Below are 17,237 nucleotides of genomic sequence, written 5' to 3'. Positions count from 1 at the left end.
AAGTTATCAAATATTATCGCTTGCTTCCGGTAGCCAGTTTTCATCTAACACTAACTCTAAAGAATATGGGCACTCTTCTGGAAACACGGATACAACTATCCCCGTTTGCTTGGCTGCTTGGCGACGTGCCCTTTGATAACTTTCCTCAAGCTGCTCTGTAGGATAGCTCTTAAGACTAGGACTATCTTCTATCGCTAACTCAATTTGGGTACGAGAATCGGTGATCGAATCGAGCCAACTATCTGAGCGACGCTGGGGTTGATATTGCCATTTAAGCAAATGCAAAAGTAAGCGAGTTAGTTGACTAGCAATACCCCGTCGTTCACTTTTGCCCAAGCCTTCAACCTCTTCAATCAGATGTTCTACATCAACTTCCTGCCAGCGATGCGATCGCAATAGTTGGGCTGTCTGTTCAATCCACAAGTTAAAATCTGCTTTATAAGTTGCACTCATAGCCGTTATCGATCGGTTGCATAGCTTAGGCAAGCCAAAATATCCTCTTGTGTCAAATAAGGAAAGTCATCAAGCACTTCCTCGTAGGTCATCCCAGAGGCAAGATAAGATAAAACATCGTATACAGTAATTCGCATTCCTCGAATACAAGGCTTACCACCTCGTTTTCCTGGTTCGATTGTAATAATGTTTTGATACTGCACTAAGCTTCAAACCTCAAAAATCTTCATCGTCAACAAAAAATTCCGCATCGTCTTCCAATCGAGAATTACTCTGCCTAATACCAGCAAGTCCCCACAGAGGTTGCAGCAGCGCCATGCCAATTAACCCGATAACGGCACTAAAAGCTAGCACTAAACCCATTGGTATCTGAATCGATTGGAATGTTAAGAATTTTAACGATACGGGTGTAGCATTTTGGACTGAAATAATTGCGATCGCAATTACCCAAACCGCTACAACTAGAGATGTCAAAAAAGGCGCGATTTTCATACTTTGATCTAAATGAGGAGTTAGGAGTTATATTTTGCTCGAAATTAAAAATGAGGAGTTAAGAATTGTTAATTTACAACTCTTAACTCCTAATTCATAACTCTTAACTTTTAATTCCTAACTCTGACAAATTAAACTGCTACTGCCTCTAGTTTAGCAATGGCACTCTCTAACTCTTGGGCGATTTGGGTGAGTTTTTCGGGAGTGTTGGTTTCTAGGTAGACGCGTACCAGTGGTTCTGTACCGGAAGGACGCAGTAAAACCCAGCTACCTTCTTCTAAATACAGCTTAATACCGTCTTTACGCCCCACTTCCTTGACTTTAATGCCAGCTACTTCTGTAGGTGGATTTTTGGTAAAGGAGTCGATGACGGCGATTTTGTGCGCCTCTGTGAGGTGCAAGTCTAGGCGGTTGTTGTAAAGTGGGCCATCGGCTTCAGCGATCGCTTCTTTAACAAGTTGACTTAGCGGTTTGCCTTCATAGGCGATCGCTTCTGCCACCAGCATATCTGCTAATACCCCGTCTTTTTCGGGAATATGCCCAATAATACTCAAACCACCTGATTCTTCTCCACCAATTAAAACGGCAGTTTCCCGCATTTTTTCGCCGATGTATTTAAAACCAACTGCTGTTTCATAAATTTGCAGCCCATTTTTAGCAGCAAAATTATCCAGCAGGTGGGTTGTAGCCACAGTACGGACTATCGCGCCAGTTTTACCTTTGTTTTTGATTAAATGACGTGCTAAAAGTAGCAGCACAGTATTGGGAGTGAGGACGTTTCCTTGTTCATCAACGATACCAAAGCGATCGCTATCTCCATCCGTTGCCAAGCCCAAATCAGCTCGATCTCGAACTACTGCTTCCACTAACTCAACTAATTGTTCTCCTTTGGGTTCAGGCATTCCACCGCCAAATAAAACATCTCTCCAATCGTGGAAACTTTCTAATTGAACGCCACTATGTTGCAAAACTTCATCTAAATAACCGCGAGAGGTAGAATACAAAGCATCGTACTTTACCTTTAAATTAGCGCTTTTGATCTTTTCTACATCAAGTAGAGTGTAGATAAATTGCAGGTAATCTGGTTTCGGATCGAAAATTGAAATTGAACCTGATGGGTTGCTCCCAGGCAACTCATCCGATGCACCTTCTATATTTGCCACAATAGTATCAGTAATCTCTGGAGTGGCAGGCCCAGCATAATCGGGTATATATTTAATTCCACAGTAAGGTGCTGGATTATGGCTAGCAGTAAACATTAACGCCCCAGCGGAATTTAGGTGACGGGCATTGTAGGCAATTACTGGTGTGGGACAATCCCGATCGGTAATTTTTACAGTCCAACCCAAGTCTGCTAATACTTGGGCCGCTGTTTGGGCAAACTGGTCAGCTAAAAAGCGAGTATCGTAGGCAATAAGTACTGGTCTATCTTTTGTGTAGGCTGTTTCTAAGTAAGTGGCGATTGCCCTTGTTACTTTTCTCACATTGGGGAAAGTAAAGTCATCGGCAATAATCCCTCGCCATCCATCGGTACCAAATTTTATCTTGCTAGACATTTTTGCCACTTGCTCCGGTACATTATCAGTACTATAAAAGCTTCCCGCAAAGCGTGTGTAGCAGCAAGTATCCTCCGAAGTTCTTTTCTAAGCAAGCCTTAGCTTAAACTTCTCCCCACCGTATTTTTTCTCACTGTTTCTGAGCAATGTCAACCCCCGATCGACCTTTTGCCAGTTATCACCTTTGGTCTCTAGTTGCCCCAGCGACTGGGCAAGAACGCTGGCATTGCCAGATGAGACGGGGGTTTATCAAAGCACGGCAACACGAACCACAAGTCAAAGCCCTTTTAATGCAAGCCACTGCGCCCCAGCGTATTGGCATACTGGCTCAAAAAGGCGTTTATGAGTTTCATCATCACAGGCATCTGTTGAAGCAAGCAGATGGTGTAGAAAGAGTTGCCCAGCTACTTAAATTAGGCAACTCAAGCGTTCAAGTCCAGCAACGCGTACTGCAAATTTTGCAAAAATATCACGATTCGCCGTTGCTTTTGGATAAAGATATTATCCAATTAACACCGGGTGATGAAGGCTTTCCGAAACCGATAGTAGTTGAACAAGAAGATTATTGTTTTCGCTTATACGCGGCTATGGACTGCGTTTTTATTGAATCTGATAGCACTATACATATTTTGGATTTCAAAACTGGTAAGTCCGCTTTTGACAAACGACAGGCATTAGTTTACTTATTAGCTGCTCGTTATCTTTACCCTGGGCAAGAAGCTGTTGCATCATTTTATAATTTAGAAATATGTAAAAAGTCAGAGTTAATTAGTATTAATAGTAGTGAATTAGAATCCTTAAAATTTGAGTTAGCGAATATTGCCCACAAGCACCAGTACGATTTGCAAAAATATCAGGAAGAAACAACTAATTTTAGTAAAATATTCCCTCCTAATCCTGGTTCTCACTGTCGCTTTTGCCCATTTAACTCTATCTGTGAGTTTGCCGATTTTAAGCAGCATCAATCATATCCATTACCTAGTTTAAGAAGTGTAAGAGTTAATAGCTAATTAGTTTATTTACCTTGATTCCATTTGCAAAAAACTTTAATAAATACTCGTATTTTTACTGGACTGATTTTCTTCTCCTATCAGACAACCTAGATGTGAGATACATCGATTTTTATCTTTGGTTGTAAGGAGTTAGGATTAGTGCGATTAACCACAAATAAATCCGTATTTAGATTAGTAGGAATTTCAACATTTCTTTTACTTATCATTTTTAAAGGGATTTTATCTCAACCTGTTTATGCATTGCTGTCGTCTCTAGACGCTTGTGCTGTTCAACCTGAATGTGCTGCTGCTGGCTCGGAATTAGCTCCTACTGCTAAGGCTACAATTAGCACAACAAAAACTCAAAATGAGCAGGTTCCAAATAAAGCTCAGGAGAGATATTGTTCTTTTTATCCACTTAATTTAGTTTGTGGCCCACAAGGCCAATCTTCAGTTCTTTATAATTACAAATTTCATCAAACAGTACATTACAGAAAGTCTGGTTCTCCTGACAAATTTGTAACTCATCACTTTCGGAGTTGGCGACCTGCGCCAGGGGCAATTAGAAGTTTAGCTCAACCTCCAGGTATTGAATTTGGTGGTGGTTATCCTCCATCTGGTGATTATGTAACCTGGATTCATTTAAATGATGGAGATGGTAATAATCAAACTCGTGGAGTCGTTTATGAATACTCAACTGGCGACACCATGACATGGGATGATTATGCAAATTATTCTAACAATAATATTGAGGGAGAATGGATTAGCGATGTGGTTCGTGCTGATATACCGCCAGATAATTCATCCCCTCATGATAAGAAAGATTGACTTCAATAAAAGCGCGATGTGGCTGTTCAATTAATAAATTTTCATCAAATTAGAGGTTGCTGGCATGAATAAGCTTTATACGCTTCTCCAAAAGATTAAAGAAAATCCAGTTATGTACATAGATAAGCCATCAATTACTTGTCTTGATTTCTTTGTAGGTGGGTATTTAGGTCAACTAAGTGATTTAGGATTAACTCCAGAAGGCTACCCAATGGAAGGATTTCAAGAATGGATACAAGAAAGAGCAAAAACTAATGTGACTCAATCTTGGGCTGGGATAATTCTCTCTTACTCTGGAAGTGAACGAGCTGCTTTTAATAGGTTTTTTGAAGAATTTGAACAGTTCTTAAAGCAGAAAGATGATTCAAAAACTCAAAATAGTGAAGGCATTTCAAGGCTTAGTGAGGATATGAGGTTTCCTCGGTTTGATATTTACAACGAGATTCTAACTAATATAAAGAAAAGACCAGGAATGTTTTTAGGCAGAAGTTCAATTACTAGACTTGATATGCTTCTGCGAGGATACAGTCTGGCTCGAAGAGAAGTTGGCGTACCTCCAACAGAGCCAGAAAGGGAATTTGAAGGTTTTCAATCATGGGTTGAAGAAAAATATGGAATTAACTCAGGTCAGTCATGGTCTAAAATAATTCTTTTCTATTCTGTAGACGAGCATGAGGCACTACAGAAATTTTTTGAATTGTTTGAAGAATACTTGAATAGGAATAAGAGTTTAGAAGTAGACGAAATTTGCGGTTAAACAGAGAGTTTTAAGGTGCGTTAGCCTACGGCATAACACACCCTACTCACTTTCTCGTAGTCTTTCTCGAATTCAAAAGTCCGGTAATTCTTTAAGAATTGTGAACCGGATATGATTAATCGCTAAATCGCCAATGGGGATATCTTCTTTGGTTAGCCGTTCACCTTTGCTTGTCACAGTTTCAAAGGTGATGCCTTTGCCAATTTCAATGTGATACCAGCATAAGCCCATAAAAAATCGCGTTGGATAAGGGCCACCTTCACCGATATCATCAGGATTTGATTCCATTGGCAACCAACCAAAATTGGGGACGTAGAATTCTAGCCAAACATGATTAAAATCAGGTTGTAGCGGTACTCCTACGAAGTCACTATGGGGAGGACATTTGTACCTGCCTACGGTACGGCAGGGGATGCCATTTAAACGGGATAAAGCAAGTAAAACGCCGACATATTCACCACAAGAACCAACGCCCCGCTCTAAAACTGTATCTGGTGTATCAATGTAAGGTTTAATACCGTAGGATAACTCATCATAAACGTAGTTGCGGATGCTGTGCATTTTGCGCAGCACATTGGTTTCAGAACCAATCGCTTCTCTGGCGGCACGGCGAACAATGGTAGTATCCATTGCTAAATCGTCGTCGTCCACTAGGTAGCGTGTTTCTAATTCTGAAGATAATTTAGGTATATTCTCTACATCTCTGGGTGTGATGCGATACTTAATGCCGCGAACTTCCAAAAGTGCTTTCCAGCCAAATATATGCCGTTCTCCTGGGGCAAGAGAATCAAATTTAAAGACTGCTACGCGTTGCCCCTGTACTACTTCTTCGGTGAAGGGTATACCAATGGCTTCAACGTGTTTCACCTTTTGACGCTCAGTTTCGGATGGTAAGGCGATGCGCCATTCGACATCAGGTAAATAAACCTCGTCTAAGGGTGCAATTTCCTCAGCGTAGGACATTTCAATCAGATAGCCATTAGAGAGGGCGTAACGCTTATCTGGATCGTAATGATAATACAAAGGGTGAATAAAAGTGCGATCGCGGAATGTTAGCTCATGACTCGGATCGGCATTGGGGTTATCCCGGATATAAGGCTCCTCTGAGGCGTAGGCGACGTAAATACTTTCTTTGCCTGTTTCGTCATTTTTATGGAGCGCTATGCCTGTAGGACATTCAAAGGGTGTCAAAACGCTGAATTGCAACTCTCCTGTGGCTCTGTCCATCGCGTAAACTGATTGTTCGGTGCGATCGCAAATCCATAGCATTTCTTGGTTGACTGCCAAATTCTCTATCCCAACTCCAGGGGCATAAAATTTAGTAATCTCTTTTCGGGTTTGGCGGTCAAAAACCAGAATGTAGCCCAGCCTTTGGCAACTTACATAAACTGTTGTTTCCCAAACAGCAACGCCATCAGCTGCATAAGGCAATGTTACAAAATGTTCCAGATCCAAAGCATTCAGCTTGCACAAATAAACACTATTTTCTCGGCTTACCCACAGCGTATCGTCCCACACCGCTAGACCAGTGACATCGGTAAATTCTTCAACTTGATGGGGATTGAGAATTTTGCTGTTGTCAGAGGTGGGATCGATTTCTAGTAGATGCCCTTTAATACTGTCAATGGCAATCAGTCTATCTTTAATGAAAGTAATGCCACACAGGGTAGCAGCAGTAAGCGGCCGAATTGTTCTTTGCCCAAACATCTGGCTAACGGTCAAAGTGGGGAGTGCAAAACTCATAAAACCTTATGGTAAGTGTAAAAAACCCTCACCTTTAGGTAGGGGAGGAAACATGACTCAACGGTTTTAGCGTGGTAACACCAATTGCTTGAGATGGAAAAATCCCAGTCGAGCAATGGTTCCCCCGATTGGGGCGGATGAAGAGTGCTGAGTTAAAAGACTACCCACAATGGGCGTTGCTCGAACCCAAGTACATCAATTAATGGTTCTCGATCGCCACGTTTACAGCGAGGTACTAATAATTATCGGTACAATGTGTTCCGAAAAACTCTTTCGTGAGAAATAATACTATCTGAAAATAGGAGGAATTTACAAATATTAAGAATTACAGATACACTCATACAACTGGGCGATCGCCTTAATGTAACTTTAAAAGATGGAATTCCTGCCATCACTAAATTATGATCGAATTTTGTAACCATTTGCTGTGACCTACACGATGTCTGCTAATTCTCTGCCTGAAGGTGCCGCCGTTTGGCATAGTTTAGAAGTTGATAAAGCGCTAGACCTGCTTGATAGTAATGCAGACAGCGGCTTAACACCCCAAGAAACTCAACAGAGATTGCAAAAATACGGCCCCAACGAACTTGAAGAAACTGCGGGCCGTAGTGCTTGGGAAATTCTGCTGGATCAGTTCAAGAACATTATGTTGTTGATGCTGATTGGCGTGGCTTTGATTTCTGGGTTTTTAGACCTAATGGCTTTGCGATCGGGCAGTTTGAAGCCTGGTGAAGTGCCATTTAAAGATACGATCGCTATCTTAGCAATTGTTATCCTCAATGGCATACTTGGCTACGTCCAAGAAAGCCGCGCTGAAAAAGCCTTGGCAGCCTTGAAAAAAATGACCTCTCCCTTAGTGCGCGTCATCCGTGACACCAGACTGGTGGAGATAGCAGCCAAGGAACTAGTTCCAGGGGATGTCATGCTGCTGGAAGCTGGGATGCAGATAGCCGCAGATGGACGCTTGATCGAACAGTCTAATTTACAAGTGCGTGAGTCGGCATTGACTGGTGAAGCCGAGGCGGTGAATAAACAGGCATCACTAAAATTGCCGGAGGAAACATCATTAGGCGATCGCCTCAATGTCGTGTATCAAGGAACTGAAGTAGTCCAAGGACGTGCCAAGGTTCTGGTGACTAACACCGGCATGACTACAGAACTAGGCAAAATTGCCACCATGTTGCAGGCGGTGGAAAGTGAACCTACGCCTTTACAGCAGCGGATGACTCAACTGGGTAATGTCCTAGTTACAGGTTCTTTAATTCTGGTAGCGATCGTCGTCGTTGGCGGTGTGATCAGGGACGGAGGTTTTAAAAATATTCAAGAACTCTTAGAAGTTTCCTTGAGTATGGCGGTTGCTGTAGTGCCAGAAGGTTTACCAGCTGTAATTACCGTCACCTTGGCACTGGGAACCCAGCGAATGGTGCGCCAAAATGCCTTGATTCGCAAATTGCCAGCAGTGGAAACGTTGGGTTCTGTAACTACCATCTGTTCTGATAAAACTGGCACCCTGACTCAAAATAAAATGGTGGTGCAATCGATTTCCACCAATAACAAAACTTTTCGCGTCACCGGCGAAGGTTATGCTCCCACAGGGGACTTCCAGTTAAACGGTCAAAAAATTTCCTTAGAGGAATCTCCAGAAATTTCCGCGTTATCAGTCGCCTGTGCTATTTGTAATGACTCCGTATTGCAAAAAGAACAAGGTGAATGGGCAATTTTGGGAGATCCGACAGAGGGGGCATTACTCACCCTGGCGGGAAAAGCGGGAATTGAAAAAGACCAGTGGAACAGTAAGTTACCTCGCGTAGCGGAGTTTCCCTTTTCCTCAGAACGAAAACGGATGAGCGCGATCGCTCAGGTGGAGAGAGTCGCCACAGGTGAAGCATTTTCGAGAGGTGTTGACCCAGCGATCGCCGGTTTTCTCCAATCGGAACCTTATTTAATGTTTACCAAAGGTTCTCCAGAATTAATCTTGGCACGTTGCACTCAGATTCATTTGGGTAATGACACGGGTACTGTAACCGAAGCACAACGCCAGAAAATTTTGGCAGAAAATGACCTGATGGCGAGTAAAGGTCTCCGGGTGCTAGGTTTTGCCTACAAACCCCTGGTGGAGATTCCCCCAGAAGGTTCAGACGAAACATCCGAGCAAGGCTTAGTATGGCTGGGATTGGTGGGAATGCTAGATGCGCCACGCCCAGAAGTCAGAGCAGCCGTGCAAGAGTGTCGAGAAGCAGGTATTCGCCCAGTGATGATTACTGGCGACCACCAATTAACAGCACGAGCGATCGCCACCGATTTAGGAATTGCCCAAGAAGGCGATAGGGTACTTACAGGTCAAGAATTGCAACGGATGACTGACCAGGAATTAGAGCAAAACGTTGACTTGGTAAGCATCTATGCCAGAGTTTCCCCTGAACACAAACTGCGAATTGTCCAAGCACTGCAACGCCGGGGTCGATTTGTAGCGATGACAGGTGATGGTGTCAACGATGCCCCAGCCCTCAAACAAGCCGACATCGGTATTGCAATGGGTATTACTGGCACTGATGTCAGTAAAGAAGCGAGTGACATGGTATTACTTGATGACAACTTCGCTACCATTGTCAGCGCCACCAAGGAAGGTAGAGTAGTTTATACCAACATCCGCCGCTTTATTAAATACATCTTGGGCAGTAACATTGGTGAAGTTCTCACAATTGCAGCCGCCCCCTTAATCGGCTTGGGAGGCGTTCCCCTAACTCCCTTACAAATTTTGTGGATGAACTTGGTGACAGATGGTTTGCCAGCCTTAGCATTAGCTGTGGAACCTCCAGAACCGGATGTGATGCAACGTCCGCCTTTTAGTCCCCGTGAAAGCATTTTCGCTAGGGGATTGGGTTCTTATATGATTCGCATTGGCATCATCTTTGCCATTATCAGCATTGCCTTAATGTGGTGGGCTTATCAACATAGTCATGCCCCAGGCTATCAAGGCGATCGCGATACTTGGAAAACAATGGTATTTACCAGCTTGTGTATTGCCCAAATGGGTCATGCGATCGCCATTCGCTCCAACAACCGACTGACCATTGAGATGAATCCCTTCTCAAATATCTTTGTACTAGCGGCTGTTATCGTCACCACGATTTTGCAGTTGATGCTAGTTTATGTCCCACCCCTGCGAGATTTCTTTGGTACTCACTACCTGAATATGCAGGAATTGGGGGTTTGTATTGGCTTCAGCGCCTTAATGTTCGTGTGGATTGAAGCGGAGAAGATATTTTTGCGGATTATGGGCAAGAAGGCCGTTTGAAAAAGAAATTTTAGATTTTAGATTTTAGATTTTAGATTTATCTTCAATCCAAAATCTAAAATTTAAAATCCAAAATTGAACTTATGTACCTAAAAACTCTAAACCTCCGACAATTTCGCAATTATCAAGACCAAAAGGTTGAGTTTACTGCTGCCAAAACAATTTTGGTAGGTAATAACGCTCAGGGAAAGTCGAATTTGTTGGAGGCGGTGGAGTTGCTAGCGACATTGCGATCGCACCGAATCACCCGCGATCGCGATTTAGTTCAAGAAGGAGAAGCCATAGCCCAAATTAATGCCACCCTTGAGCGACAAACAGGTGTTAGTGACCTGACCTTGACCTTGCGCCGCAATGGTCGCCGTAGCGTTGCTCTCAATGGTGAATCTATCCGCCGTCAAATGGATTTTCTTGGCGTTCTCAATGCAGTCCAATTTTCCAGCTTGGATTTAGACTTAGTACGCGGCGGCCCGGAAGGTCGCCGCAACTGGTTAGATACACTATTAATTCAACTCGAACCAGTTTATGCTCACATTTTGCAGCAGTATAACCATGTGTTACGCCAGCGCAATGCCTTTTTAAAACGCCATGTAGAGACGTTGGATGCAACGTCTTTACAATCAGAACTAGCGCTGTGGGATGCACAGTTAGCTACTACAGGAACTAGGGTAATTAGACGACGCGATCGCGCTATCCAAAGATTAGCCCCCATTGCTACCACCTGGCACGGCAGTATCAGCGGCAGTACAGAAGTTCTCCAAATCAAGTACGTGCCGAATATTCCTTTAGAGGATAACCAACCAGAAGAAGTGCAGCAAGCTTTTTTAGCAAAAATTCAGCAGCGAGCCGTTGCTGAAATGCACCAAGGTACGACTCTTGTCGGCCCCCATCGAGATGAAATAGAATTAACGATTAACCAAACACCCGCTCGTCAATACGGTTCCCAAGGTCAGCAACGAACGCTGGTTTTAGCTTTAAAATTAGCCGAATTACAATTAATTGAAGAAGTCGTCAAAGAGCCACCATTACTATTACTAGATGATGTTCTTGCCGAACTAGATTTATCCCGCCAAAATCAATTGCTTGATGCCATTCAAGACCGTTTTCAAACCTTGATTACTACTACTCATTTGGGTTCCTTTGATTCCCAATGGTTGAAATCTTCACAAATCCTTCTTGTGAAGGCAGGAGCAATAATGCAACATCAATAATTATAAAAATCATATTTATAGTAATTTGTAATTCGTATGATTATCTGGTATTCCCTTATTCATATTTTCAGATAAAGGTAAATTAGGAAGCTCAATAACTCTATATTTCTTAAGCATATTTTTTATTAAAAATAATAGATAGCTAATTATTGATTTCGTTTTTCAAACCTTTTAAAAACGTTGAGAACTAAAAAAGTCAGCATAGCGCCGATTAATCCTAACTGCCATAAACCACAGCCAGCAGTAATTCCCAATGCAGAAGAAACCCAAATAGCCGCTGCTGAGGTGAGTCCGTGAATTTCAAGTTGCTGTGACTCTTGGGAAGATTGACGCACAATTTCTCCAGCACCGAGAAATCCTACACCAGCTGCAATCCCTTGAATCACACGGCTAAGTGCATCAGGACTAGATTGCACTCCTCCTGTTTGCATGATTATTAAAGTAAATAAGGCTGAACCTAAACTCACCAGTATATGAGTTCTTAAACCAGCTGGTTTGCGTCTAATTTGACGTTCTAAGCCGATGATTGCTCCAATAAGCAATGCAATACATAGTCGGAAGCTGATATTCAGCCAATCATCAGTTGCAAGGTAGTAAGTGTTTGACAATGTTTAGTCTGATATGGAGAATTTTATATTCTAAGTTAAATTGTAATATTTTTCTAAAAAAGTCCAAAACTATTCTAATGTTTTATTAATGGCGTTTAATCCAATGGGTACAGTGCAATAACCTATCTCATATTTGGATTCTATCAATTCAGTAATGGTTTTGAAACTGAGAATTAATATTTTCCATTATTAGGATTATTTTTCAATAAGATATTGTTCTGGTCAATGAATGGAGATTTGCATTATTAGATTGTGGCAACGATCGTAATTTGGGCAAACTAGATGAATTTTAAGTTTATTAAATAGTTTTTTGGCTATTTAAAATGACTTAGCTAGAGAATTATACCTTAAATTGTTAGATTAACCCATACACTGAACAATTAAATATGATAAGGGTATGTATAAGTAGAGCAAATCAGCTATACAGCGTATTTCAAATTACTGAAGTACACAACGATTCGTCTCAAAGCCAGCTATCAAGCCTGTTTTACTTCTGACTCCTTAATTCTGAATTCTCCTCTATCCTGCTTCAAAACCCGTAACTTTGTAATTTATCCAAAAGAAAACTGCTGTAAATCCTGAGTACTTTTTATTCAGAAGTCAGTGGATTAACCTGATAACATACCAAAAAGAAATGGCTGTGGCTACAAATAGACAACTAACAAATTGAGTGAATAAACTCTACTGGCTAGATCAAATTAAACTACAAGACCGTGCCAAAGTAGGTGACAAAGCCTTTTACTTGAGCAAAATTATCCAGCGTGGCTATCCGGTGATGCCTGGTTTTGTGGTTTCGGCAGAAATTTTGCGGCAATTTCTCGAAAATCTCAATAGTTCAGAATCATTAATAGCTGACTTACCCTATTCTTCGCTACACCTGGATGTCACTAATTGGCGGCAACTTCAGCAGGTTGCTAGTCGCTTGCGCCAAGAAATTCTGACTGCGACTGTAACCCAGGAGTGGGTGAGTACAATTTTTCAAGCCGCTAGAGAATGGCAAACTAGCTGTTTAATTCTTCGACCTTCTTTGGGAGTATCAACTGCTACTCCAGGAATCAACAATATATCGGGTTTACTAGAGTCGGTATTTTGCCAGTGCGAACCAGAAGCGATCGCTTTGGCTCTAAAACGAACCTGGAGTCAAATATTTCGGGCCCGGAGTCTATTATATTGGCAGCACTCAGGAATTAATCTGCAACAAATTAATCTCGCAGTTTTGGTGCAACCTGTTGAAAATGCGATCGCTTCTGGCTCGCTCACAACCAATGCCTCTGGGTGGGAAATTGAAGCTACTTTGGGATTAGGAATTGCGATCGCTCTTGGCGAAATACAGCCAGATATTTACTACATTCAACCAGAAACTGGGGCTGTACTTGAGCAACAACTGGGCAATAAAATGCTGGCTTATGGTGTTGATGATGCAGCATCTAAAATTTTTTTGCGACTCGTGCCGAACTCAGGGTTAACACCAGATCGCACCTGTCTGATTACTTATTTAATTCCACAAGCCCAACAAAAACAGTACTCTTTACAAGAAGAATACTTACAACAAATAATTACTCTGGGAACTCAACTGGTAAGTGAACTAGGTAAAACTTTTACCATTAAATGGACTCTCGCTGGGCAAACTACATCTGGTAAGCTCTACATCACACAAGTTAATCCTTCGCAATCTATGATTCCCCACTCACACTTGATTCGGGGACTAGGAGCAGCCGGAGGACGGGTTGTAGCCACTGCCCTAGTAATTACTAATCCGCAACAGAAACCCGAACAACTACCGAAGGGAGTAATTTTAGTAGTACCAACGATTACACCTGATTGGTTGCCATTATTGCAACAAGTTGGTGGTATTATCACTGAACAAGGGGGATTAACCAGTCACGCGGCAATTCTAGCTAGAGAATTAGGTATCACAGCAGTAGTAAACGCAACATCTGCCACAACTTTAATCCAAACTGGCGAACGATTGCTGCTTGATGGCGACAGAGGAGAAGTTTATCGCATCAAAGCAGACTCAAAGGAAGAGATGGACAAAGGAAGAGAAGAAAATCTTCTTACCTCCGATCGCCCCAACTCGAAAGCGCCTCATTCTGCTGTTACGTCTCATCTACCTATGATTGCTACCCAATTGCTGGTTAACTTGAGTCAGTCCGCTTTAATAGAACAAGTGCAAAACCTGCCTGTGGATGGAGTGGGATTGTTACGTTCCGAATTGATGGTACTAAATATATTGAACGGGCAACATCCTAATAGTTGGATTTTAAGCGGGCGTCAGGCAGAATTGTTAGAGCTATGGTCTGAGCAGATTATGCAATTTGCTCGTGCCTTTGCACCAAGACCAGTTTTTTATCGTTCTTTAGATTGGCGATCGCAAGATTTACCATCATTGAGTGATAGTTTAGAATCTTCGCCACAATCGATGTTAGGTGAACGCGGCACCTTTAGCTATTTACGAAATCCCGCAGTCTTTGACCTAGAATTGAAAGCTTTGGCAAGCGTACAACAAGCTGGTTACACCAATGTAAACCTGCTGTTGCCTTTTGTGCGGACTGTAGAAGAATTTATTTTTTGCCGTCGCAAAGTTGAGCAAGCTTTTTTAACCGAAGTGGCGCAGTTTCAATTGTGGATGATGGCAGAAGTGCCAAGTGTCTTGTTTTTATTACCAGAATATGTAAAAGCAGGTGTGGCCGGAATTTCTATTGGTACAAATGACTTGACCCAATTATTGCTAGGAGTGGATCGAGAACAAGGACAGCTAGCAAAAGTATTTAATGAACGTCATCCAGCAGTTATGAGTGCGATCGCTCAACTGATCCAAATGGCTCAAAGTGCTGGTATCCCTTGTTCAATCTGCGGTCAAGCACCAGCCCTCTATCCAGAAATCATCGATAAGTTAGTGGAATGGGGTATTACTTCCATTTCCGTTGAACCGGAAGCAGTCGAGCGAACATATCAAGCGATCGCTCGTGCTGAACAACGTCTAATTTTAGCAGCAGCACGCCGAAAACTTAATTAATTAGGAGTTAGGAGTTAGGAATTAATTGCTCACTGCTAATTTATTTGATGTAGCCAGTTTCGCGCAAAAACTTTCGTAAATCGGCAAAGAATTTGGTGCGTTCGCGAAGCGTCTCCGAAGGAGATTCGCTTTTTTTATAAGCTTGTTGCACTCGCCCCCATCCATCCTGTCCTTGATTCAACAGATATTTATCTGCCAGATAAGCTGCTAAAAAGCCCTTGCCATCATCGCCTTGTTGCTGTGCCTGGATATAAGTTTGCCATAGCTCTGAGGCATGATTGGAGATTAATTTGGGATAGCTACGAGTCACATCGACCATTTTACCTTGGCGATAACGCCAAATTTGCAGGGGGTAGGCAGAAGCAGCATAAGCTGTAAAAGCATAGGCAAAGCGATCGTCTCGACTGTCAAACTCTGGTAATCCATCTTTGTCTAAATCTTTGAGTTGATAGCCACCATTGCCCCATTCATGACGAATCTTAATATACTTTTGAGATTTGCTGTCGTAACGATAAATCAATGAATAAGTACAACAGTGCGCTCCACCTGTAAAGAAATCGGCAATTATTTCTGGTTCTTTGTTACCGTCCAAGTCTCGCACTGGTAAGTTGTTTTCTTGTCCAGATATATTCCCCACAGGTCTGTCATATTCATCTTCTTGCGGCAGTTTTTGATCCAAAACAGTTTTACCCGCCCGGATAATTTTCAAGCGGATATTTTTATACTGATATTCCTCTGGTTTTTCGTAAGATATTTCTGCCCGCACATTGCCTGATTGCCCAGTTATTGTTTCTGCTATTGCCGTCTGGGTAAATATAGCCGTTGCACTCAAAACAGCTAAACCGATTAGAGATTGACCGATCGAGGAGCGAATAGTAATCATCGTTGGTGTTGTATATAGCACATTCAACTTTATACAACACCATCAAAATGTCAATATCGGTAAATTGCCGCAACGGCTGTGCTATACGGAATCTCTTCAAAGGGAACGGCGTAAACCGTGCCGCCATTTAATAAGGTATGAGCAGCAACAAAATCCAACAAATCCTCATCACCAGCTTCTTTTTCTGGGTGCAAATAAACCGTTTCTGAGGTTGGATCGAATAAACCCCACTGTTGCTGACCAACTGCAACTAGTAATGAATCCACGCGTTGGTAATAAGCCGCTGAGATAACTTCTTGGAGGTTATTAGATGCTTTACCAGTATCACCACCAAACAATTCGTGAAATTGATCCAAAACTGCTTGCTGTGACTTTTGGAAATCAGCCTCAACAATCGGCCAAGCTTGGTTATGTAGCTCTTGGGCGCTGAGAATTTCTGGATTACCAGTGATAGCTTCATCCATCAAATGCTGGTAAGTATTTGCTTGTCTATACACAGGCAAGAGATATTCTACCCCAGCCAGCACTAAAGGCGCTTTTTGTAATTTCAGTTTTTCGTATAATGCGCGATCGACAATTTGAAAGAATTGGAGGATGTCTTCTTGTCGTCTATCCCTGTCAGGGCTTCCCTGTCCGTGAAACGTACCTGGTTGCGAAAAAGTATTGGAGGTACCCCCTTTTGATGTGGCGATGCGAAACTGACCTTCTTTAGCAGTATCGTCTCTTTGCAGAGCTTCATCTAGACTTTTAGGCAGATTTTCTACTTCTACCTCTTTGACCCTGTAGCGTGTTCCTTCAAAGAACCTGACATCTTGTTGACTCAAAGCCAGGATATAGAAGCGACCATTGCCATTTAAAATTGGCAGCAACGGCTTGATGTGAAAGCGGTCTGTAACCACAACCAACTCTTGAAAATCAATTGGTAGGGGATAATAACGAAAAATATTTTCAGAAATAAAAATCGCCAGCCCTTGCTCTCCCATTTGCTCCCAGAACTCTTGGGTATCAATTTCCTGGGATTTTTCCAACAATGCGATCGCTTCTTCCTGTTCCAAACCCGCATCAATTAAACGAGCCTCTGCTTCCCTGACCAAATTTTTAAAGCGAATTGGGTCTTGTCGCACTTCTGGCCCGGCTGGGTGCGTTGGCATATAAATTGAAACACAATTTCCTTTTGGCTGTTCTATTAATGTCTTGATTTCCTCTTTCGAGATTAATTGCATATTATATCCCTCCTATCAACATGACTAGATACATCAGACCAGACCATCAATATTTAACGATCTGATACGACGTTATTCTCAGGTGATGGCGTTGAAGTTCAACCATTTGTTTCTGAGTTTATTTCACCTCAAGGAGGGTTTTATTGCATCTTTCTTTTGATAGGCAATATTCATCAA

At 42.3% G+C, this 17,237-nt stretch carries 14 protein-coding genes; 6 read left to right on the top strand and 8 right to left on the bottom strand.

Translation table 11 applies throughout. The features are described 5' to 3' along the window. Positions 1-6: 6 nt before the first annotated feature. From RMZ95_RS01740 to RMZ95_RS01725, 4 genes are all read right to left on the bottom strand, one after another. Entirely contained in the window at positions 7-453 is a 447-nt protein-coding gene (locus RMZ95_RS01740) for a DUF29 domain-containing protein (RefSeq protein ID WP_322685323.1), read from the bottom strand. A 5-nt stretch (positions 454-458) separates the two neighbouring features. After that, positions 459-656 carry a DUF433 domain-containing protein gene (locus RMZ95_RS01735; RefSeq protein ID WP_322670706.1) on the bottom strand — a complete coding sequence of 66 codons (198 nt, stop codon included), beginning with the start codon at positions 654-656 and terminating at the stop codon, positions 459-461. Between the two features lie 13 nt (positions 657-669). Then, positions 670-945, bottom strand: coding sequence for a LapA family protein (locus RMZ95_RS01730; RefSeq protein WP_322685324.1), 276 nt, complete (start codon positions 943-945; stop codon positions 670-672). Positions 946-1,076: 131 nt separating this feature from the next. Further along, on the bottom strand, positions 1,077-2,501 hold the full coding sequence (locus tag RMZ95_RS01725) for a phosphoglucomutase/phosphomannomutase family protein (RefSeq protein WP_322685325.1): 1,425 nt from the start codon (positions 2,499-2,501) through the stop codon (positions 1,077-1,079). 146 nt (positions 2,502-2,647) lie between these two features. Between RMZ95_RS01725 and RMZ95_RS01720 the strand changes: the two genes are divergently transcribed. The 3 genes from RMZ95_RS01720 to RMZ95_RS01710 all read left to right on the top strand — a co-directional run bounded on the left by RMZ95_RS01720 (position 2,648) and on the right by RMZ95_RS01710 (position 5,078). Next, positions 2,648-3,511 carry a PD-(D/E)XK nuclease family protein gene (locus tag RMZ95_RS01720; RefSeq protein ID WP_322685326.1) on the top strand — a complete coding sequence of 288 codons (864 nt, stop codon included), beginning with the start codon at positions 2,648-2,650 and terminating at the stop codon, positions 3,509-3,511. 141 nt (positions 3,512-3,652) lie between these two features. Next, the gene (locus RMZ95_RS01715) at positions 3,653-4,321 is read left to right on the top strand and encodes a hypothetical protein (protein WP_322685327.1); all 669 of its coding nucleotides are present in this window, start codon (positions 3,653-3,655) and stop codon (positions 4,319-4,321) included. 64 nt (positions 4,322-4,385) lie between these two features. Next, positions 4,386-5,078, top strand: coding sequence for a hypothetical protein (locus RMZ95_RS01710; RefSeq protein ID WP_322685328.1), 693 nt, complete (start codon positions 4,386-4,388; stop codon positions 5,076-5,078). Between the two features lie 72 nt (positions 5,079-5,150). Here RMZ95_RS01710 and RMZ95_RS01705 read toward each other — a convergent pair whose 3' ends face one another. Further along, positions 5,151-6,821 carry a transglutaminase family protein gene (locus RMZ95_RS01705; protein ID WP_322670700.1) on the bottom strand — a complete coding sequence of 557 codons (1,671 nt, stop codon included), beginning with the start codon at positions 6,819-6,821 and terminating at the stop codon, positions 5,151-5,153. A gap of 439 nt (positions 6,822-7,260) precedes the next feature. On the opposite strand from RMZ95_RS01705, the gene RMZ95_RS01700 reads away from it, so the two are divergent. Beyond that, complete coding sequence (locus RMZ95_RS01700; protein ID WP_322670699.1) at positions 7,261-10,119, top strand: cation-translocating P-type ATPase; 2,859 nt, start codon at positions 7,261-7,263, stop codon at positions 10,117-10,119. An 83-nt stretch (positions 10,120-10,202) separates the two neighbouring features. Next, entirely contained in the window at positions 10,203-11,327 is a 1,125-nt protein-coding gene (recF, locus tag RMZ95_RS01695; RefSeq protein ID WP_322685329.1) for a DNA replication/repair protein RecF, read from the top strand. Between the two features lie 146 nt (positions 11,328-11,473). Here the strand turns inward: recF and RMZ95_RS01690 are convergent, their stop codons facing one another. Further along, complete coding sequence (locus RMZ95_RS01690) at positions 11,474-11,935, bottom strand: MgtC/SapB family protein (RefSeq protein WP_322685330.1); 462 nt, start codon at positions 11,933-11,935, stop codon at positions 11,474-11,476. Positions 11,936-12,605: 670 nt separating this feature from the next. Between RMZ95_RS01690 and RMZ95_RS01685 the strand changes: the two genes are divergently transcribed. Further along, on the top strand, positions 12,606-14,954 hold the full coding sequence (locus tag RMZ95_RS01685; protein WP_322685331.1) for a putative PEP-binding protein: 2,349 nt from the start codon (positions 12,606-12,608) through the stop codon (positions 14,952-14,954). Between the two features lie 40 nt (positions 14,955-14,994). Here the strand turns inward: RMZ95_RS01685 and RMZ95_RS01680 are convergent, their stop codons facing one another. After that, entirely contained in the window at positions 14,995-15,858 is an 864-nt protein-coding gene (locus tag RMZ95_RS01680) for a hypothetical protein (RefSeq protein WP_322685332.1), read from the bottom strand. A gap of 29 nt (positions 15,859-15,887) precedes the next feature. Continuing rightward, entirely contained in the window at positions 15,888-17,060 is a 1,173-nt protein-coding gene (locus tag RMZ95_RS01675) for a hypothetical protein (protein ID WP_322685333.1), read from the bottom strand. Positions 17,061-17,237 lie beyond the last annotated feature (177 nt).

The organism is Nostoc sp. DedQUE07 (genome assembly GCF_034530975.2).
In the GTDB taxonomy this organism is placed as follows: domain Bacteria; phylum Cyanobacteriota; class Cyanobacteriia; order Cyanobacteriales; family Nostocaceae; genus Nostoc.
The sequence above is the reverse complement of the archived record's forward strand: the minus strand, read 5'-3'. Positions and strand labels throughout refer to the sequence as shown.